The sequence below is a fragment of the Basfia succiniciproducens genome, from assembly GCF_011455875.1.
GTDB classification, from domain to species: Bacteria; Pseudomonadota; Gammaproteobacteria; order Enterobacterales; family Pasteurellaceae; genus Basfia; species Basfia succiniciproducens.
In genome coordinates this window covers 828,546-848,561 of sequence record NZ_CP015031.1, presented here as the reverse complement: position 1 = coordinate 848,561, position 20,016 = coordinate 828,546, and the positions used below count along the sequence as shown (strand labels likewise).

Annotated in this window: 16 protein-coding genes and 1 tRNA gene; 7 read left to right on the top strand and 10 right to left on the bottom strand. The window is 42.4% G+C overall.

Translation table 11 applies throughout. The features are described from left to right. Positions 1-7: 7 nt before the first annotated feature. Complete coding sequence (grxD, locus tag A4G13_RS03765; RefSeq protein WP_090653798.1) at positions 8-331, top strand: Grx4 family monothiol glutaredoxin; 324 nt, start codon at positions 8-10, stop codon at positions 329-331. Positions 332-446: 115 nt separating this feature from the next. Here the strand turns inward: grxD and A4G13_RS03760 are convergent, their stop codons facing one another. Beyond that, complete coding sequence (locus tag A4G13_RS03760; RefSeq protein ID WP_090653796.1) at positions 447-1,820, bottom strand: NAD(P)H-hydrate epimerase; 1,374 nt, start codon at positions 1,818-1,820, stop codon at positions 447-449. Positions 1,821-1,872: 52 nt separating this feature from the next. Then, a complete protein-coding gene (locus tag A4G13_RS03755) occupies positions 1,873-2,769 on the bottom strand; it encodes a LysR family transcriptional regulator (protein ID WP_090653969.1) in 897 nt (298 codons plus the stop codon). Positions 2,770-3,045: 276 nt separating this feature from the next. Between A4G13_RS03755 and A4G13_RS03750 the strand changes: the two genes are divergently transcribed. The 3 genes from A4G13_RS03750 to A4G13_RS03740 all read left to right on the top strand — a co-directional run bounded on the left by A4G13_RS03750 (position 3,046) and on the right by A4G13_RS03740 (position 5,333). Then, positions 3,046-3,894, top strand: a complete 849-nt coding sequence (locus tag A4G13_RS03750; protein WP_090653794.1) for an aldo/keto reductase — start codon at positions 3,046-3,048, stop codon at positions 3,892-3,894. 131 nt (positions 3,895-4,025) lie between these two features. Next, a complete protein-coding gene (locus A4G13_RS03745) occupies positions 4,026-4,649 on the top strand; it encodes a flavodoxin (RefSeq protein WP_090653792.1) in 624 nt (207 codons plus the stop codon). 3 nt (positions 4,650-4,652) lie between these two features. Then, the gene (locus A4G13_RS03740; RefSeq protein WP_090653790.1) at positions 4,653-5,333 is read left to right on the top strand and encodes a DUF4405 domain-containing protein; all 681 of its coding nucleotides are present in this window, start codon (positions 4,653-4,655) and stop codon (positions 5,331-5,333) included. Positions 5,334-5,482: 149 nt separating this feature from the next. Here the strand turns inward: A4G13_RS03740 and A4G13_RS03735 are convergent, their stop codons facing one another. From A4G13_RS03735 to A4G13_RS03715, 5 genes are read right to left on the bottom strand one after another with little or no spacing between them, the layout of a single operon-like run. Continuing rightward, complete coding sequence (locus tag A4G13_RS03735) at positions 5,483-7,579, bottom strand: TonB-dependent siderophore receptor (protein ID WP_090653788.1); 2,097 nt, start codon at positions 7,577-7,579, stop codon at positions 5,483-5,485. Further along, the gene (locus tag A4G13_RS03730) at positions 7,576-9,255 is read right to left on the bottom strand and encodes a multidrug ABC transporter permease/ATP-binding protein (protein WP_090653786.1); all 1,680 of its coding nucleotides are present in this window, start codon (positions 9,253-9,255) and stop codon (positions 7,576-7,578) included. The genes A4G13_RS03735 and A4G13_RS03730 overlap by 4 nt, the downstream gene beginning before the upstream one ends. Before the next feature lie 15 nt (positions 9,256-9,270). Further along, entirely contained in the window at positions 9,271-11,181 is a 1,911-nt protein-coding gene (fhuB, locus tag A4G13_RS03725) for a Fe(3+)-hydroxamate ABC transporter permease FhuB (RefSeq protein WP_090653784.1), read from the bottom strand. After that, a complete protein-coding gene (locus A4G13_RS03720) occupies positions 11,175-12,023 on the bottom strand; it encodes an iron-siderophore ABC transporter substrate-binding protein (RefSeq protein WP_090653782.1) in 849 nt (282 codons plus the stop codon). The genes fhuB and A4G13_RS03720 overlap by 7 nt, the downstream gene beginning before the upstream one ends. A 9-nt stretch (positions 12,024-12,032) precedes the next feature. Continuing rightward, positions 12,033-12,797, bottom strand: coding sequence for an ABC transporter ATP-binding protein (locus A4G13_RS03715; RefSeq protein WP_090653780.1), 765 nt, complete (start codon positions 12,795-12,797; stop codon positions 12,033-12,035). A 207-nt stretch (positions 12,798-13,004) separates the two neighbouring features. Between A4G13_RS03715 and prlC the strand changes: the two genes are divergently transcribed. Further along, the gene (gene prlC / locus A4G13_RS03710; protein WP_090653779.1) at positions 13,005-15,044 is read left to right on the top strand and encodes an oligopeptidase A; all 2,040 of its coding nucleotides are present in this window, start codon (positions 13,005-13,007) and stop codon (positions 15,042-15,044) included. A gap of 99 nt (positions 15,045-15,143) precedes the next feature. On the opposite strand, the gene A4G13_RS03705 is transcribed toward prlC, so the two are convergent. Beyond that, positions 15,144-15,220, bottom strand: a tRNA-Val gene (locus A4G13_RS03705). Between the two features lie 90 nt (positions 15,221-15,310). Continuing rightward, positions 15,311-15,778 carry a phosphohistidine phosphatase SixA gene (gene sixA / locus A4G13_RS03700; RefSeq protein WP_090653777.1) on the bottom strand — a complete coding sequence of 156 codons (468 nt, stop codon included), beginning with the start codon at positions 15,776-15,778 and terminating at the stop codon, positions 15,311-15,313. A gap of 207 nt (positions 15,779-15,985) precedes the next feature. Between sixA and pyk the strand changes: the two genes are divergently transcribed. Then, entirely contained in the window at positions 15,986-17,425 is a 1,440-nt protein-coding gene (gene pyk / locus A4G13_RS03695; RefSeq protein ID WP_090653967.1) for a pyruvate kinase, read from the top strand. Positions 17,426-17,519: 94 nt separating this feature from the next. On the opposite strand, the gene matP is transcribed toward pyk, so the two are convergent. Next, positions 17,520-17,969 (bottom strand): macrodomain Ter protein MatP, encoded by a 450-nt coding sequence (gene matP / locus A4G13_RS03690; protein WP_041639752.1) that lies wholly within the window; start codon positions 17,967-17,969, stop codon positions 17,520-17,522. Positions 17,970-18,129: 160 nt separating this feature from the next. Between matP and A4G13_RS03685 the strand changes: the two genes are divergently transcribed. After that, positions 18,130-19,902, top strand: coding sequence for an AAA family ATPase (locus A4G13_RS03685; RefSeq protein WP_090653774.1), 1,773 nt, complete (start codon positions 18,130-18,132; stop codon positions 19,900-19,902). Positions 19,903-20,016: the final 114 nt, after the last annotated feature.

Below are 20,016 nucleotides of genomic sequence, written 5' to 3'. Positions count from 1 at the left end.
GAAAAATATGGAAACGTTAGACAAAATCAAAAAGCAAATTGCAGAAAATCCGATTTTGATTTATATGAAGGGCTCACCTAAGCTGCCGGCATGCGGTTTTTCAGCACGTGCGGTTGAAGCCTTGATTAACTGTCAGGTGCCTTTTGGTTATGTAGATATTTTGCAGCACGCGGATGTTCGTGCGGAATTACCGAAATATGCAAACTGGCCGACTTTCCCGCAATTATGGGTTGAAGGCGAGTTAATCGGTGGCTGTGATATTCTATTGGAAATGTATCAAGCCGGCGAATTACAAACTTTATTAAAAGAAGTTGCCGAGCGCCATAAATAATAAGTTTAATTTTAGATAATGAAAACCGCCGGGAACGGCGTTTTTTTTGTTGGTCGTATTTACTTATAACTTTGCTAAAACCAATTTATACAATACTTAATTGCCGGTACGGCGTTTATAAATATTTTAATCCATCAATCAAGTCCAAGGGTGTCATCGAATAATCATTACCCTGATAGTTTTCCGCGCTTTTAGCATGAGCCAGCACGGCATTTTTGGCGGCTTCCAGCGCGCTAAAACCCTGAGCCAAATAACCCAGAATAATTCCCGCCAGCACATCGCCGCTTCCGCCGACACTGAGCTTATTGGAACCGAGGTTACACAGATAAAGCGTTCCGTTATAGGCAATAATCGGATTCGCGCCTTTAAGCAATAGCACGCCTTTTGTTTGTCTGCTGAATTCCCGAGCCAACTCAAACCGGTTTTTAATGGCTTCCTCTATGGAAATATCGGCTAATCCCAGATTTCTCAAAAGTCCGCTGAATTCTTTCGGATGCGGTGTGAATACGGCGGATGGATTAGGTAAAAACTCACGAATTTCGGCACGATAGCAAAGATCGGCATCAAGCACGCAAGGCAAGTGTTTGATGGCGGAAATATCTATATCGGCATTGCCTAACCCGATGCCTATGGCCACTGCGTCGGCACCGTCAAAGTTATTTTTTTGCATAATTTGCGGTGTCAGATTTTCTGCTTTGCCGACCACGCTGACTTTTCCCGCGCCCATTATCAGTGCGGCGGTCGCAGCCATTATGCCTGCGCCCGGCATCTGCCCGAGTGCCACAAAGGCATGACCGAAACTTCCTTTATGGACATTTTGCAGCGTTCTGGAAGGCAGATTTAAATCGGTTCTTTCTAACAGAAAATCTTCCTGATGAGTAATAAAGCGATTGTCACTCAACCCCAAATTAACCAGTGAAACTTCACCGGTCATATCTTTGGCGACATCAGAAAACAGTCCTATTTTCAATGCCCCCATGGACAGCGTGAAATCCGCTTTAAAACAGGCGCCGCGTATATTACCGTTCCCATCTAAACCACTTGGAAAATCAATGGCAATTTTTAAGGCGTTATGGGTATTAATCCGATCGAGCAGAAGGATAATTTCCGCGTCTAAATCACGGCTTAACCCGCTGCCGAACATCCCGTCAATCACACAGCCGATATTTTCTAAATCGGGTTGAGATACTCGGTTAACGCCGACCTTTAAAGCTATATTGAGTTGCGCTTGGGCATTTGCATTCAGGTTTCCCGTAATAAAATAAAGCTCGCATTCATAATCGCCCGAGAGCATTCGCGCACAGGCAATGGCATCACTGCCATTATTGCCGCCGCCACATAAAAACAGGATTTTTTCACCGCTTTTAAGTTTTTGACGAACTAACTCGGCTACGCCGCGAGCGGCATTTTCCTGCAAGATTAATTCACTAAAACCGAGAGATAGAGCCTGTTCATCAAATTTTGTCGAGCTTTTACAGAGTGTTTTCATAATGCGATACCTTAATATAATTTTATTTTTCTTTATATTACCGAAAATCCGATTATTTTTTGAATTTCAACAATTCCACTACCATTTGAAACGCTTTTGAATTACCTTTTCGGTTTGGATAATAGATATAAAACGGATCATAGGTATAGGCATATTGCGGTAAGATTTCCACTAAATTACCGTTTTTTAATTCTTCATGTACGCGGATTTCCGGCAACCATGCAATACCAAAACCATCTAAGGCGGCTTGTGTACGGAGATCGTTGTTGATGGAAAATTGAGGCGTAGGTTGAAATCCCACTTTTTGTCCTTTGTCCATGAATTCCCATTCAAGTTGTGAATGCTCAGATGAAAATCTTGAACCGATTAAATGATAGTTGGTTAAGTCATTAATTTTCTTTGGTAGGGGTTTATCTTTCAGATAACCAGGGCTTGCCACCAATACCATTTTCATCGGTTCGGAAATCTGCACCGCAATCATATCATTAAATACCGCATAACCTAAACGCACGCCCATATCGAATCCTTGCGCCACAATATCCACCCAACGATTATCTATCACTAGTTCCACTTTAATATGAGGATTCGCTAATAAAAAAGGCTGTAATTTAGGATAAATAATCAGATTAGCGGCAATTTCACTGGTATTTATGCGAATTGTACCTTGCGGTTCATCACGGATTTCATCTAAATGCCGAACGGCATCGGCAATCGCCAGAAAGTGCGGTGCAATTTCCGCTAATAATTTTTCGCCGGCTTCCGTGGTGGAAATGCTACGGGTAGTACGGTTGAACAGGCGTACATCAAGATGTTTTTCAAGACTGCGCATATTCTGACTGAGCGCCGATGTAGTAACGCCCAGTCGTTCGGCCGCTTTGGTAAAACTGCCCGCATTGGCAATTTGTACAAAGAAATAGAGTTCGTTGAGATTGGGAAGATTGTGAAGCATGGCTGCATAGTTCATCAAGTAAAAGATAATTTATCTTAATTTTTTCGCCGGATAAAATAAAGCCATATTGTTTAATTAAGCGGAATAAAGGAGAGCGTTTATAGTTTTAATTTAAAAGTGCGGTCAAAAACAGGTATTTTTTGACAATGGTATTTGTATAGCGGTTTCATTATTAAGCATATCTAAACAGTATATAAAGCAAAACCATGTTTATCTTAAATTATGCAATGGTTAAAATGTAAACATCGATGCAAATATTCATTAGGAGGCAATAAAATGCAAACTTTTAAATTAAATAACGGTGTAGAAATTCCGGTTTTGGGTTTTGGTGTGTTCCAAATCCCGCCGGAAGAAACTGAGCAAGCGGTAATCAGAGCCATTCATGCTGGCTATCGCCATATTGATACGGCTCAGGCTTATATGAATGAAACTGAAACCGGCGCAGGTATTCGCAACAGCGGTGTAGTGCGTGAAGAAATTTTTGTAACCAGTAAAGTTTGGATAGAAAATTACGGCTATGAAGCCGCGAAAGCATCCTTAGATCGTACGTTAGCGCGTTTAGATATTGGCTATATTGATTTAATGTTATTACACCAACCCTTTAATGATGTGTATGGCGCATGGAGGGCATTGGAAGAATATCTGGCGGCCGGTAAAATTCGCGCTATCGGGTTAAGCAATTTTACTGCCGACCGTGTGCTTGACGTCGGTTTGTATAACAAAGTAATGCCTGCCGTAAACCAAATTGAAATCAATCCGTTTCACCAGCAGCAAGCCCAAGTGGAGGGTCTGCTTTCGGAAGGTATCGTGCCTGAAGCCTGGGGACCGTTTGCAGAAGGTAAATTCGGTATTTTTGAAAATCCGGTATTAGCGAAGATCGGTAAGAAGTACGGCAAATCAATCGCTCAAGTGGTTACCCGCTGGTTGGTACAACGCGGCGTAGTGGTATTGGCTAAATCAACAAAGCCGGAACGCATGGCGGAGAATCTGAATGTATTTGATTTCGAATTGGATGCTGATGATTTTGCGCAAATTGCCGCTTTAGATGTGGGTAAAAGTCAAATTATCAGCCATACGGACTTAGCGATGGTTCGTCAATTTAAAGAATGGGTGTTCAACGTTTGAAAAAACTGGTCGTTTTTTACAAACCAACCTATGACGCTTATGCATAAAGTGCATTACGTTAATTATTTTTTATTTATCCGTACTATTCGGCCATCTGCAATATTCTTTATCAAATTACTCAAGGAGTCAGGATGAAATTATTACGACAATTATCCGTAGCGGCTTTAGGGTTATTCGCTTTACAAGCGGCGCAATCGAAGAATCTGATTGTTTATTTTACTGTGCCTGAAAGCGTTGCGACTGAAAAACTGGACGGCGTAAGCGGTGCGAGCGTGATTATTAAAGATAATGAGCGTTTAGGTTCAGCCGAATACTTAGCAAAAGAAGTACAAAAAACGGCCGGCGGAGATTTGTTCCGTTTGGAAACGGTGCAAGCTTATCCGACCGTTCACCAGCAGTTGTTGGATTTTGCCCAGGAAGAACAACGTAAAAATATCAGACCGGCGCTGAAAGCAAAACCGAATTTAAACGGTTATGAGACGATTTTTGTGGCCTATCCGATTTGGTGGTATAAACTACCTATGCCGCTTTACAGCTTATTTGAGCAAGTGGATTTTTCAGGAAAAAATATCGTGCCGTTGGTTACCCACGGAGGTAGCCGTTTAAGCGGTACAGATCGCGATATTGCGCAGCTTCAGCCGAAAGCGACGGTTAAAGACGGTTTTGAATATTATCTTTATAAAACCACCGGAGCGGACAGTACAATGGAACAAAAACTGGCGGATTGGCTCGTTCGACAAGGATATGCTAAATAAATAATGCCGAAAAAATATTATTTTCAAATAGGGCAGGATGTGGTGTTGACCATACTCTTGCTTTCTTTGACGGGATATCATTTATTTGAAGAAGTCACCCACGAGTGGGTTGGGTTAGGCTTTTTCGCCCTGGTATTGTTGCATATCGGTTTAAATTTCTGGTGGATAAAAAAGCTCAATCAAGGCGAATTTGATGTCTATCGAATGGTAAAAACCGGTTTGAATTTTGTCTTATTTTTTGTTTTTTTGACCGCTTGTATTTCCGGCATTCTACTTTCTAAACATATTTTTGCTGAATTTCCGTTTCATTTAACCGATGATTTCACCCGTAAAATTCATATGCTCAGCACTCATTGGATTCAGACTATTATTGCTATCCATCTTGGTTTGCATTGGAAAACCTTAGCTGATTTTTTGGCCCAAATACTGCGTTGGGATTTAAATAAACCGTTAACAAAATGGATTTTACCAACCATTTGGACTATGCTATCCGTTTATGGCTTATGGGCATTTATCGGACGGGACTTATTCCCTTATCTGATGAATCAGGTGGATTTTGCTTTTTTTGATAAAGCGGAAAGCAAAGCGATCTTTTATTTTGATTATTTCGCGATGTTAATTTTATTCGCATACAGTACAAGAGTATTGGTTTGGTTGATATTTTTTAAGAATGAAAAGAAATAATCTTTTTGCACAAAGATGTTTTTCAGATACTTATATTTGAGTATTTGAGTGGCGTAATGCAAACTTGATAAAAGTGCGGTAAAAAATTTGAAAATTTTCGACCGCACTTTGGGAACCTGAAAATAACCCAAAGTGCGGTCGTTTTTTTTTTAGAATTTATAACTTAAATTCGCCGTTGTCCGACGTTCCGCTCCGTAGTAGCAGTAGTAGTCGCAGCCCGATACGTAACGACGGTTGCCTACGTTATCGATATTTACCTGTGCAATCCAGTTCGGCGTAATGGCATAACGGGCCATTAAGTCAACTACAGTGGCAGACGGGAGGCGAGCGTGGGAATAGAGCGAACCTTTTGAGGTGACACTATGACCCAAATAGCGTAATCCTACGCCGACCGTTAAGTCTTTCAGCAAGCCTTCGGTAAAGCTGTAGGCGGTTTTGGCCGCTACCATATTGGTTGGAATGAGTGGTTGACGCGTTTTTTCACCGGCGCTGTCTTTAGACTCGGATTTGGTGTAAGTATAGGCTAAAGTACCCGTCCAGTTTGAGGTGAAATTAACATCCGCCTGGACTTCAAAACCTTTACGGTAAATAGGGTCCGCACTTGATATTGTTGCACCTAGTCCATTACCCACTAATGCGCCCGTATCTTTCGCGCGGAAACCGGCGACGGAGATTGTTCCGTCTAACCAAGTCGGTATGTATTTTAAGCCCAACTCATATTGACGGGTGATATTAGGATCATAAAGCGTTTCATCGCCACTCAACCCGGTCGGCAAGTTGAAAGATTCACTGTAACTGAAATACGGATTTAAACCGAACGGCGCTTCATACATCAATGAGGCGCTGTAGGAAGTATGGTTATCTTTCACTTCTTGTGTGCTGGTGTATTCGCGTTGTTCGGCACGATCGTGGCGGATACCTAAACCTAAAACATATTTATCGGCAAAACGGGCGTTGTTTTGTAAATAGAAACCCAATTGACGAGATTTAATTTGTACGTGAGGCGCCGCACTGACATCCTGTGCTTGATTCCAACCGACTGATGGCGTGAATAAATTAGTATTGGATGTGGTTCCGTATAAGCTATAAAGGGCATCGACCTTATTATGGCGGTAATCCGTTCCGACTACCAAGGTATTTTTTAACCAAGCGTTATCATAATTCCAGGTTAAATAGTTATTCGTTGTATGAGAAATCGCTTTACCGTCATTAAATACAACCGCGCGGGATAGTGAATAGCCCGCCGCACTCGGCGCTAATGGTGACCAATCGGCATTATAAGCGGACGGATAGGCATAAGCACCGCGGTGATAGTTATCAATATGACTGTAAGAATAACTTGAATTAAAACTTAAGCTGTTATTAAAATCATGACTGAATTCATAACCGATATTATATTGGCGGTTAGTTTCCGTATCCTTAACCGGATCCCCTAAGTTCGTATGGCGGTGGATATAACCCCTTGGTGACGGAACCAATGTTCCCTCCTGTGGTAAGAAATTTGAACTCGGCGTTCCGTGGTCGCGCTGATAACCGGTTAATAGGGTAAAACGCGTTTTATCGCTGATATCCCAGGTTAAGGTCGGTGCGATGTAAAGGGTTTGATTATCCGTGCCTTCCCAATCGCCGTCACGACCAAGATAACTGGCTACCACGCGGTAGCGCAGTCTTTCGTCATCGGTAAGGGTTCCGGTGTAATCCGCCGCGAAACCGTATTGATTATGGCTGCCGAAAGTGGTTTTGAATTCGCCGTGACCGATTTGATCTTTGTGCGCCCGTTTGGTGACATAGTTGATCAGACCGCCCGATTTAGCCGCACCAAAGGTCATAGCATCCGCACCTTTGGTCACTTCAATGGCTTCTAAACCGAAACTGTCCACATAAGGGGTGAAAAAGCCGTAGCTAAATGTCGGTAAACCGTTCACAGCTTGTGATACTTCCGCACCACGCACACGGAACCAGTTAGTATTGGTATCGTTACCGAATACTTGGTTGGCAAAACCCGCCTGATATTTTGCCACTTCGTCAAGCTTATCTACATTTTGTGAATCAAGTTGCTCTCTGGTAATGGCGACGGCCGATTTTGCCTGATGAAAAGGTACTTCGCCCATACGGAACATGGAGCCTTCGGTTACCACGTCAATGGTATCTAATTGCTCGGTGCCGTCTTCCGCCGCTATTGCCGTACCGGCAATAGTAAGCAGTACTGTTTGTGCTACGGTTGAATAAATAAAGGTTTTTTTCATATTTTAGTTTCCTTGATGATATTATTTAATTTTTCTACCGCATCATGGCTTGCCGTTTCCCGTTCTTCGCCGAATAATTCGCGAAGCTCGCCCTGGCTGATCAGCAATAAGCGATCCGCCAAGTGGAAATAGTTATCGTCATGACTGATAGCGAAAACGGTATGTCCTTTCTCGCGGAGTAAAGGCAATAAAACCTGATAGAATGTGCGGCGGAATGTCGGGTCCTGATCCGCTGCCCATTCGTCTAAAATTAATAAGGGACGATGTTCTAGCAGGGCGATTAACAAACCAAGGCGTTTGCGCTGTCCCTGCGAAAGATTGGTGGTAGATAAGCGGTGGTTTTCTACCGTCACTTTGTTTTCCAATTGCAAGGTTTCCAGCCATTGTTCCGCTTCTTTGAGAGATGCAAAGCCCGCTTGCCCTAAAAGTTGGGTAAACAGATAAAAATCACTGAAAACGGCGCTGATCTGGGCCCGGAACGCACGTTGATTGGCGGCGGTGATTTCAATATTATCGACAAAGATTTTACCGTCGGTCGCATGGTTCAACCCCGCCAGCAGCATCGAAAAGGTGGACTTACCGCTGCCGTTTTTGCCGATTAAAAAGATCAGCTCGCCCCGTTTAATGGTGAGATTGACCGGTTTTAACGCAAAACTCATTGTACCTTCCGCCGTAGGATAGCTGTACGTCACATTTTCAAAACGGATTTCTTTCCAATCTCGAGGTAATGGGTTTGAAATGGCAAAGTCTTCCGTATAAGGAGCTAAATTCAGCTTAGATAACTTATCCAGCGCCACTTTGGCATTCAGCAGCATGGGCAACGCACCGACCGCAGAGATTAACGGCGTGCGCAGGAATAAAATGGTTAATGCGATAGTGGTTGCGGTTTCCAGATTCGACCAACCTTCGGCTAAAGAAAGATAAAAAATCAAACCGACCGCACCGAGTACCATTACGTTTGTCCAGTTATTGGCAAAGGTGTGATAGCTGTCGGCGCGAACGGAATTATCGCGTTGTGTGCTTGCGCTCTCTTCTAATTCCCGTTCGAAATAAAATTTTGCCCGTTCACGATTCAGGCTTAATTCTTTATGTCCTTCAATAGCGGATTGATAGTTTTTATACAGTTTGTCTTCCGTTTCCCGCACGATTCGCAAATGGTGATACACGCGTCTGACGGCAATATTGCTTACCCAGACCGTTACGCTTAGCCAAAGTGCGGTTACAAAAAACAAAGATTCGGACAAATAAAACATATAGGCACCCGCGCATAGCACAAGTATGGAACCTTGCACCAATTCCGGCAGGCGTACGAAGGCAAAGGTGATATTGCGAATATCGCCGGACAGGCTGGCTAACAGTCTTGCTTTACCAATTTGGTTAAGCTGTTCGGTTCCCGTATCCAATAACTGTTTTACCAATTGTTTGCGCATGAGATACACAAATTTATGCCCAAGGGCGGTAAGGCTGATTTGCGCAATAACGGATGTGATAAGGAACAGAATCAGCAAGCCGATGAAAGTCCAGATCAGCAGTTCTTTTTGTTCTGTTGCTTTCATTAATTTATTATTAATAAAAGCTAAAACTCCGATACCGAATCCGCTGAAAATAAAAGTGAGAATCAGCACGGCGACTAAATGCCAGCGATAACCTTTTATTGTTGAGATAAAAATGTTCATAAATTCCGATTAAAGTTAAATTTTACGCATCATAAATAAAAAATAAGCGCCGCCGATTAAGGTTGCAACCAATCCGGCGGGAATTTCGTAAGGAAATAAAAGCTGTCTGCCCAGCCAATCCGCAATTGTCATCACTAATGTACCGAGTAGAACGGCGCCGATAAGCTGCGCTTTGGGCTTGTGCCAACCGCAAAAATGAGCTAAATGCGGCGCCAACAAGCCGATAAAGCTTAACGGGCCGACCAACAGCGTTGAAAGTGCGGTCAAAAATGCCGAAAAAATGATTAAAATCCACCGCACTTTTGTTATATCCAAGCCGAGCGCTTGCGCAACCGGCGTTTGTAACGCTAATAAGGCTAACCAACGGTCAAGGGGTAAAGCTAGTAAGAATAACAAAACGGCAATAGACAGAAAGCCGGTAGCAAGTTGTGGCGTGGCGTGGTAAGTGGAACCAGAGGTCCATGCCAGCAATTGTTGCCATTTGTAATCGCCACCGGCTAATACGATGCGTTGCAACGCGTCAAAAAGTGCAGCGATGCTGATTCCGGTAAGTAATATTTTTTCCGGTAATAATTGGTTTCGCTGATTGATCAGCATAATAAAAAGTAAAACTAAAAATCCGCCTAAAATACCGGCAAACCAAAATTGACCTCGGGTAGGAGTAGCGACGAAAAAAATCACTGTCAAAATGCCGAATGCAGTTCCGGAAGTAATGCCTAATAATTCCGGGCTTGCCATCGGGTTGTGGCTTAAACGTTGCAATAAAGTGCCGGCGACGGCAAGCATGATGCCTGCCGCCATTGCTACCAACAAACGCGGGTAACGCAGTGTAAGCATCACTGAATCCCAGTACCAGCCGGAAGCATTTTTACCGATAAATAAAGCGCATAAAATACTAAGCAAAAGAAGCAGACTGATAATCACCCCCGCCGCTTTAACGGGTTGTTTGCTCAAACTCAGGCTTTCATCCTGTGAAACCAGACGCCCGTTATTGCTGATATTAAACATTAGCCAAAGTAATAAAGGCGTACCTAATAATGCGGTGACTGCGCCGGTAGGCAGTTCAATTTGCCGATAATAGGCAAAGAGCTGGAGTGCAAGATCCGTCAGCAAGAGAAGCATTGCCGCCATATAAGCGGAAAGGATCAAGCGTTTTAACAGATTGGTAGTGGAAAATTGGCGCACGATACTTGAGGCGGCTAATCCGACAAAACCCAGCATGCCGACGCGGCTGACTACGATTGCCACCAAAAAGGCGGAAATAACCAAACCTAAGAAACGGATTAAATTAACCGGCACACCGAGGCTTTTTGCATTGTTATCGTTTAATGTCAAAATTTGCAAGGGTTTGGCAAAAATAAAAATAAGGATAAGCGCGATAGTAAATTGCCATAATAATTGCAGGCTGTCGTACCAACTTTCTTGTACTAAAGAACCCGCGCCCCATAGCAATAAGCCACGGCTTTCTTCCGGGTAGAACAACATTAAAACCGCTGAAAATGAGGCTAAATAAAGATTGACGACTAAACCTGCTAAAATCATTAGTAAAGGTGAAATAGTACGCCGCCATGCCAAGAGAAAAACTAATGCTAAGGCTACTAAAGCACCGATTAAAGCAATAAACATTGAGCCTGCCCCTAACCAATTCGGTACGAAAATAGCTACGAGGAATAAGGAAAATTGGGCGCCGGAACTGACCGCAAGCGTATTATCGGAAGCTAACGGATTATTGATAACCTGTTGCAGTAAACTACTTGCGATACCTAAGGCGCAACCCGCTAAAATCGCCATAAAAACACGGGGCAGAGTATAGTTGGCGAACAGTAAATAAGCGAGGGCATCATTATTGTTCAATTGAACAACGGAAAGCCAGGTAAAGAATAAAACCGCCAGCGCAAATAAGGCAATATTGAGTTTTTTTACCATGTTTCGCTCCGTTGATTAAGTAAGGCGGATTGTAAATTTTGCGCAAAATTGACCGCACTTGGTAAGGCACCGAAGCTCCAAATCGCCGGCAATAACAACGGATCTTCGGCTAAAGCAAGATTTCTCCATAGTGAGTTGTATTTTAATGCGTTAGCCACATTAGCCGGATGAGGCTTAACTACTACAAGACGGGTGTTTTTCGGCAGAGTTGCCAGCGCCGTAATCGATAGATTTTCCGATCCCCATACACCGCCGCTGTGATTCCAGGCATTGGTGAGCCCAAGTTTATTTAAAATGGTACCGAACAAACTGTGGCTACCATAAAAACGCAAATGACGGGTATCAATAAACTGGACGATTGCAACCGGACGATCGCGAAAATGAGTGAGGGTTTGACCGATTTTAGCAAGCTGAGTATTGATTTGCGTGATTAATTGTTCCGCTTGTTCAGATTTTTCGATAAGTTCGCCGATTTGGCGGGTAGCATTTTCGATATTTTGCCAGGTATCGCCCGGTTGATAAAAATTTACCGTGCTTACGGGTGCCTTTGCGGTGAGTGAGGGTTCGATAGAAGCAAAAAAGTCGCTGTTAATAAAGCGATCAACGGATAAACGTGCCAGACTTTCTTTATTAGGTTGCAGACGAAGCCCTAAATCCTGCGTGTTTTCCGCTAAAGCCGGCTTACCCACCCAAATTTTATAACTTGCTTTATCGCCGACGGCAACGGGCGCATTATTTAGAGCGATGAGCGTTTCCGCCACCGTCCAGTCAAGGGTGGCGATTTTTATTTGTGCGTTAACGGATAAACTGAAAAACAGTAAAAGTGCGGTCAAAATTCGCATAAATATATCTTAATAAAATACAACCGGTACCTGAGTTTGAGGATGAGGTATCACATTTAATTCCAAACCGTAAATACGTTGTAAGGTTTCTGTCGTCATGATTTGTCCGGGCGTACCTTTTACCAATAATTTACCGCTATGTAACGCTACCAGTTCATCACAAAATGCGGCGGCAAGATTGACATCATGAATAACAATTACCACGCCTAAATTAAGTTCTAGGCTTAATTTTTTAATTAATTTCATCACCTCTACTTGGTGAGCAATATCAAGGGCTGCAAGGGGCTCGTCTAATAATAAAAAATTACTTTGTTGCGCAAGCAGCATGGCAAGCCAGATTCGTTGGCGTTCGCCGCCCGAAAGTACATCGATTTGCTGTTCGGCGAATTTTTCCGTATGGGTTAAAATTAATGCATTTTCCACCGCACTTTTATCTTTTTCCTTATTACTTTTCAGCAACCCGTTCCAGGCATAACGTCCCATTTGAATCAATTCCCGCGCCGTCAGCTGGGTAGCTGTGGGGAGATGTTGCGGAAGATAGGCGACTTCACGGGCAAATTCACGGCTTCCCCAATGCCGCAATGCTTTCCCTCGCACAAAAATTTCTCCTGATGACAGCGGATTTTGCTTTGCCATCAGTTTGATTAAGGTGGATTTCCCCGAGCCGTTATGCCCGATAAGTCCATATACTTTACCTCGGCGGAAAGTAAGCGTAGTCGGTGCAAGTAATGCACGGTTAGGAATAGCGAATGATGCCTGTTCTAATTGAAACAAAATTTATTCTCATTATTAATAAGGGAGGAAAATTTTAGCTTAAAAGCCGATGGGATTCAATCCGTCAGAAAAAAGTGCGGTGGAAATTTAAGCAGAATTTATTAAAAATTGATGAATTGGGTTTTCTAGCTTGATTTTATAGAATAAATCCCAATTTAAGCTAAATACTTAATGAAAACTCAGATGTAATAAATTCAAGGAGAGTTTATGTCAAACCCGTTACTGGAAAACACCCCGTTACCGCAATTTTCGAAAATTAAACCGGAGCATATTCAACCGGCTATCGAACAACTCATTCAAGATTGCCGCATAACTACAGAAAATCTGTTAAAACAACCGCAGTTGAGTTGGGATAATTTCTGCCAACCCCTTTCGGAAGTGAATGATCGTTTAAGCAAAGCCTGGTCGCCGGTAAGTCATTTGAATTCGGTAAAAAACAGCAATGAATTACGTGATGCTTATCAGGCCTGTTTGCCTATGCTGTCTGAATACGGTACCTGGGTCGGACAACATCAGGGTTTGTACAACGCTTATGTACAATTAAAAAACAGCCCGGAATTTGCCGGTTACAGCCCGGCTCAAAAGAAAGCCGTTGAAAACAGCTTACGCGATTTTAAATTATCCGGGATTTCTTTACCGCCGGAACAACAAAAACGCTACGGTGAAATTGTCAGCCGTTTATCGGAGTTGAGTTCGCAATTCAGCAATAACGTATTAGATGCGACAATGGGCTGGGATAAAGTCATTACCGACGAAGAACAACTCAAAGGCTTGCCGGAAAGCGCATTGCAAGCGGCAAAACAGTCGGCACAAAACAAAGGTGTGGAAGGTTACCGTTTTACCTTAGAATTCCCAAGCTATATTCCGGTTCTGACTTACTGCGAAAACCGTGAATTGCGTGAAGAAATGTATCGCGCTTTTGTTACCCGAGCTTCGGATCAAGGCCCGAATGCGGGTAAATGGGATAATAGCGCAATTATGGAAGAGATTCTTACGTTGCGTGTCGAACTGGCGAAATTGCTGGGCTTCAATAGTTATACCGAGCTTTCTTTAGCTACCAAAATGGCGGAAACACCGGCGCAGGTATTAAGCTTTTTAGACGATTTGGCAATGCGTTCCAAACCTCAGGGAGAAAAAGAATTAGCGGATCTTTATGCTTTCTGTGAAAAAGAATTCGCTATCACCGAATTGGAACCATGGGATATTTCTTATTACAGCGAAAAAGAAAAGCAAGCGCTTTATGCTATTAATGATGAAGAACTGCGCCCTTATTTTCCGGAACAACGCGTTATTTCAGGTTTATTTGAGCTGATTAAGCGTATTTTCAATATTCGGGCGGTAGAACGCCAAGGGGTTGATTGCTGGCATAAAGATGTCCGTTTCTTTGATTTAATTGATGAAACCGATGAAATTCGCGGTAGCTTTTATTTAGATCTTTATGCACGCGAGCATAAACGCGGCGGCGCCTGGATGGATGATTGTATCGGGCGTAAAATTAAAGCGGACGGGTCGCTTCAAAAACCGGTGGCATATCTGACCTGTAATTTCAATGCGCCGGTAGGCGATAAACCGGCATTATTCACTCATGATGAAGTCACTACGTTATTCCATGAATTCGGGCATGGTATTCATCATATGTTAACCAAAGTCGATATCGGTGATGTTTCCGGTATCAACGGTGTACCCTGGGATGCGGTAGAGCTGCCGAGTCAGTTTATGGAAAATTGGTGTTGGGAAGAAGAGGCATTAGCCTTTATTTCCGGTCATTACCAAACGGGCGAACCTTTGCCGAAAGAAAAACTAACTCAATTATTAAAAGCAAAAAATTTCCATGCGGCTATGTTTGTACTTCGTCAGTTAGAATTCGGTATTTTTGATTTCCGTTTGCATGACAATTACAAACCGGGCAAAGCAAACCAAATTTTAGATACATTAAATGCGGTAAAAGATCAGGTTTCCGTGGTAAAGGCCGTTGACTGGGCGAGAACGCCTCATAGTTTCGGGCATATTTTCTCCGGCGGTTACGCAGCGGGCTATTACAGCTACTTATGGGCGGAAGTACTTTCAGCCGATGCTTTCTCCCGTTTTGAAGAGGAGGGAATTTTTAATGCCGTTACCGGCAAATCTTATTTAGACGAAATTCTGACCAAAGGCGGATCGGAAGAACCGATGGTTCTCTTCGAACGTTTCCGCGGACGCAAACCGACACTAGACGCTTTATTACGCCACAAGGGTATTGCTAACTAAGGTAAGTCTTAAATAAAAAATGCCACAAAAGTGGCATTTTTTGTATTCCTGCTTATATAAAAAATCCCCGGCTTTGAAACCGGGGAATCGTGAATTTGATGGTGCGACTAGCTGGACTCGAACCAGTGACCCCCACCATGTCAAGGTGGTGCTCTAACCAACTGAGCTATAGTCGCAAAGTGCGGTTAATAATAAGCTATTTTTGGTGATTATCTCAAGAGTTTTTTTACAATTACGAACAGTTTGCTAATTTTTTAAACAAAATTTTATCGTCCGTAATATTTAATTTGTTCGATAACGCCTTTTTCCGTGTCCCATTCGATTTGAGCGATTGTAGCGGCATGATAACTTATCGGATTTTTCCCGCATAGTTCGGCAACAATTTCACCGACTAACGGCAAGTGTGAAACCAACAAAATGGACATTTCCGGTTGTTCTTCTGCGATCGTGGCTAAATAATCGGAAATCATTTCGGCATCGCCATAAGGGGTTAAGCCGTCCCAAATTTCCGTTTTATCGGTTAAATTGTTGTCATAAGCCTGATTAATTTGATCCAATGTTTCGATCGCTCTGGCATAGGGGCTTACAATAACGAGGTCTAAATTTATGTTGTTAGATTTCAGCCACAAACCTTGCTGCAAGGCTTGATTTTTACCATTTTCGGTAAGATGACGGGCTTTATCAGATTTTGCCAACATCTCGGCTTCACCATGGCGCATAATAAAAATTTTCATTCTGACTCCTAACAAATACATATGGATGGATCTAATAAGATTTTTATATAAAAGTCAAAGGGAAATTTGATTATTTCTATCGCTTTACTCACAATTTCAGCGTATAATACAGCGCAGTTTTTTCTTCATGGCTGTTTTTTAGTATTTAGCAGTAACATGAAAAAAGGTTATTTAAATCAAACAAATAAAATATTTACGGAGTATTTAATGTCCAGAAGATTAAGAAGAACGAAAATCGTATGTACAATGGGGCCTGCAACAGACAAAGGCAATAATTTAGAAAAAATCATTGCTGCCGGTGCAAACGTTGTACGTATGAACTTCTCCCACGGTACGCCCGAAGATCATATCGGTCGTGCTGAAAAAGTACGTGAAATCGCTCATAAATTAGGTAAACACGTAGCAATCTTAGGTGACTTACAAGGCCCTAAAATCCGTGTTTCTACTTTTAAAGAAGGCAAAATTTTCTTAAATATCGGTGATAAATTCATTTTAGACGCAGAGATGCCTAAAGGTGAAGGTAACCAGGAAGCGGTTGGTTTAGACTATAAAACATTACCGCAAGATGTGGTTCCGGGCGATATCTTATTATTAGATGACGGTCGAGTTCAATTGAAAGTATTGGCAACCGAAGGTGCAAAAGTATTCACCGAAGTAACGGTCGGTGGCCCACTATCAAATAATAAAGGCATTAACAAATTAGGCGGCGGTTTATCTGCCGATGCATTAACCGAAAAAGATAAAGCGGATATCATTACTGCGGCGCGTATCGGTGTGGATTACCTTGCCGTATCTTTCCCGCGTTCAAGCGCGGATTTAAACTACGCCCGTCAATTAGCAAAAGATGCGGGCTTGGATGCGAAAATCGTTGCGAAAGTAGAACGTGCCGAAACAGTTGAAACGGATGAAGCAATGGACGATATCATCAATGCGGCGGACGTAATCATGGTTGCGCGCGGTGACTTAGGTGTTGAAATCGGTGATCCGGAATTAGTCGGTGTTCAGAAAAAATTAATCCGTCGTTCACGTCAGTTAAATCGTGTTGTTATTACCGCAACTCAAATGATGGAATCAATGATTAGCAATCCTATGCCGACTCGTGCGGAAGTAATGGACGTAGCTAACGCAGTATTGGACGGTACCGATGCGGTAATGCTTTCTGCTGAAACCGCGGCTGGTCAATATCCGGCGGAAACTGTTGCGGCGATGGCGAAAGTTGCGTTAGGTGCGGAGAAAATGCCAAGCATTAATGTGTCTAAACATCGTATGAACGTTCAATTCGAGTCTATTGAAGAATCTGTTGCGATGTCTGCAATGTATGCGGCAAACCACATGAGAGGCGTAGCGGCGATTATCACATTAACAAGTAGCGGTCGTACTGCTCGTTTAATGTCTCGCATTAGTTCCGGTTTACCAATCTTTGCATTGTCACGTAACGAATCTACATTAAACTTATGCGCATTATATCGTGGTGTGACACCGGTTCATTTTGATAAAGACAGCCGTACCTCAGAAGGTGCGACAGCGGCGGTTCAATTATTAAAAGACGAAGGTTTCTTAGTGTCAGGCGATTTAGTGTTATTAACTCAGGGCGACGCAAGCAGTTCTAGCGGCACTAACCTTTGCCGTACATTGATCGTTGAATAATATTCCTATCCAATGATGATAAAAAAACGATGATTTAAGTCATCGTTTTTTTTTTTTTGCTTTTTTATATAAAAATTTGGAAAAATGCACCGCACTATTTGTTTAACAGATCTTTTAATCCTGCCTTCATTGCCGACATCTGGCTTTCATACAACGCTTTGCTTTCCCGCTCGTCGATCATATAGGTGATGGTTTCGGAAAGTGTCATTTTCATCTTTTTTGAATATTTGGAAAGGCGTAACCAAACCCCATATTCTAAATCAATAGATTTTTTCTTCGTGGATAATTTTTCCGCGTTAAAGAAACGTTTACGTCTGGCGCGAATCGCCTGATCTAATTTGATAATCAACGATTCAGCCATATGATTGGCTATCCATTCTTCAATTTTTTCAGGATAATTCTGGCTTTCTAATAAATCATGCACTTTGCTTTGCTGCAAACTGCGTTCTTCATAACGGGTAATATTCTCGCCTTCACGATTTTTTTTAATTAAATACAACCATTTCCAATGCGCTTCTTGATTTTCTAATTTTTGATACTTCATGGATAGGTTCTCCATTGCTAAGTGACAAGGTAACTGAACATCATATTACGATTTTTGACTCACTTTTTCTAGTAAATTTTTCATCTTGATCGGGCGAAGCGACAGGATTTATGCGATAATGCAAAATTCTAATTTTTAAGTAAGACAAAAGAGCATACTTGTGAATTTATCTTTATCATCCGAACAACTTTTAAGTTGGCAGCATCTCATGCCGACTTTGGAACTTGCCGATATTCCGGAACAGTCAATTTCATTTTTTGATTTACAACCTCGGGCAAATTCGGCAATTCAACAATTTTTGCAAAATTCTCACCGCAGTTTATTGGTGTTAAAAGCCGATGATCAGGCGGAATATGCGCCGTTATTAGCCGATTATATTCAATCTTTGTTACCGCAGAATTCCCTGGTTAAAGGGGTAAATTACTTTATTGAACAGGCGGACAGTTTTTCCTTTGCAAGAATTTCCGTAGAACCGGCGCAATCAAAGGAAGATAATTTTGCCGCCATAAAACAAGTAGGTATCGCGCTTTATTTTGATGAAAACCAACTGTTCGGTTCCTTGTTGGTGCATCCTATATCTAAGGATATTCAATTGAATGCCGGGCTTGTGCATCAACTGAACGGCGGCGTTTTAATTCTTTCCGTCGCAGGATTATTGGCTCGTTTTGATATTTGGTGTCGGTTAAAACATATTTTAACTACGCAGACTTTTGATTGGTACTCAATGCATCCGTTTAAACCTCTGCCTTGCCATATTCCGAGTTATCCTCTTGAGCTTAAAGTCGTGTTATTGGGTTCGCGAGAAGAATTAGCCGCATTTTCGGAATTGGAAACAGAGCTTTTCGGGTTGGGTGATTATTCCGAATTAGAAAGCTATTTCTCTCTTGAAGAGCCGGCGCAAAAAGTCAAATGGGTGCAATATGTGCGGACATTGGCAAAACAATATGATTTCCCGTCAATAAGCGATAAGGGAGTAGAGCGTTTATATCAATTATATGTACGGGAAAGCGAAGATCGCGCAGTGATTAATATTTCACCGTTAATGCTTAAAAATTTACTGAGCAAAGCAGTATTAGTCTGTACGGGAACTGAACTAAGTGCGGTGGATTTTGAGAAAGTTTTTCAAATCACCGCTATGCAGCATAGCTTTTTACGGGACAGAACTTACGATGATATTTTGCATGAGCAGGTTTTCATTCCGACGGAAGGGGAGGCAATCGGTCAAATTAACGGACTTTCGGTAATTGAATATCAAGGTACGCCGACATCTTTTGGTGAGCCGTCAAGGTTAAGCTGTATTGTGCAATTCGGTGAAGGTGAAATTACCGATGTGGATCGTAAAAGTGAATTGGCAGGTAATATACACAGCAAAGGCATGATCATTGCACAAAATTGCTTGGCGAATATTTTGGAGCTACCTTCACAACTGCCGTTTTCCGCCTCCTTAGTATTTGAACAATCTTATGCGGAAATTGACGGAGATAGCGCTTCATTAGCTGCATTTTGCGCATTAACCAGCGCCTTAGCGGATTTGCCTGTTTCACAATCCGTTGCAATTACCGGTGCAATCGATCAGTTCGGCTTGGTACATTCTGTGGGCGGAGTGAATGAAAAAATCGAAGGATTTTTTGCTATTTGCGAACGTAGAGGATTGACCGGCGAACAAGGAGTGATTATTCCTGCGTCAGTCATTCATCAGTTAAGTCTTTCGATAGAGGTGATAACTGCGGTCAAAAATCGCCGATTTTTTGTTTGGGCGGTAGAAGATGTTTATCAAGCCAGCAAAATTTTATTCCAACGGGATTTAACGGAAGAAGATAAAAGCTATAACGGCGATAACGAACCTATTTCCCGGTTAATCGCGCGGCGTATCGAACAGCGCACGGATCATTTATCTCGCGGATTCTGGGGTTTACTATTCGGACGGAAATAATAAAAATATTTGACCTTTGTTGCTTAACTGGTCTGAACAGATTGAGCGAACACTTGTTAGCTATTTAAAATAAAAATTAACTTTGCTAGAATGCTTCGAATGGTTAGCTGTATA

Coding starts and splice junctions, on each gene's coding strand:
- grxD (WP_090653798.1), top strand. CDS start 8: ATGGAAACGTTAGACAAAATCAAAAAGCAAATTGCAGAAAATCCGATT.
- A4G13_RS03760 (WP_090653796.1), bottom strand. CDS start 1,820: ATGAAAACACTCTGTAAAAGCTCGACAAAATTTGATGAACAGGCTCTA.
- A4G13_RS03755 (WP_090653969.1), bottom strand. CDS start 2,769: ATGCTTCACAATCTTCCCAATCTCAACGAACTCTATTTCTTTGTACAA.
- A4G13_RS03750 (WP_090653794.1), top strand. CDS start 3,046: ATGCAAACTTTTAAATTAAATAACGGTGTAGAAATTCCGGTTTTGGGT.
- A4G13_RS03745 (WP_090653792.1), top strand. CDS start 4,026: ATGAAATTATTACGACAATTATCCGTAGCGGCTTTAGGGTTATTCGCT.
- A4G13_RS03740 (WP_090653790.1), top strand. CDS start 4,653: ATGCCGAAAAAATATTATTTTCAAATAGGGCAGGATGTGGTGTTGACC.
- A4G13_RS03735 (WP_090653788.1), bottom strand. CDS start 7,579: ATGAAAAAAACCTTTATTTATTCAACCGTAGCACAAACAGTACTGCTT.
- A4G13_RS03730 (WP_090653786.1), bottom strand. CDS start 9,255: ATGAACATTTTTATCTCAACAATAAAAGGTTATCGCTGGCATTTAGTC.
- fhuB (WP_090653784.1), bottom strand. CDS start 11,181: ATGGTAAAAAAACTCAATATTGCCTTATTTGCGCTGGCGGTTTTATTC.
- A4G13_RS03720 (WP_090653782.1), bottom strand. CDS start 12,023: ATGCGAATTTTGACCGCACTTTTACTGTTTTTCAGTTTATCCGTTAAC.
- prlC (WP_090653779.1), top strand. CDS start 13,005: ATGTCAAACCCGTTACTGGAAAACACCCCGTTACCGCAATTTTCGAAA.
- sixA (WP_090653777.1), bottom strand. CDS start 15,778: ATGAAAATTTTTATTATGCGCCATGGTGAAGCCGAGATGTTGGCAAAA.
- pyk (WP_090653967.1), top strand. CDS start 15,986: ATGTCCAGAAGATTAAGAAGAACGAAAATCGTATGTACAATGGGGCCT.
- matP (WP_041639752.1), bottom strand. CDS start 17,969: ATGAAGTATCAAAAATTAGAAAATCAAGAAGCGCATTGGAAATGGTTG.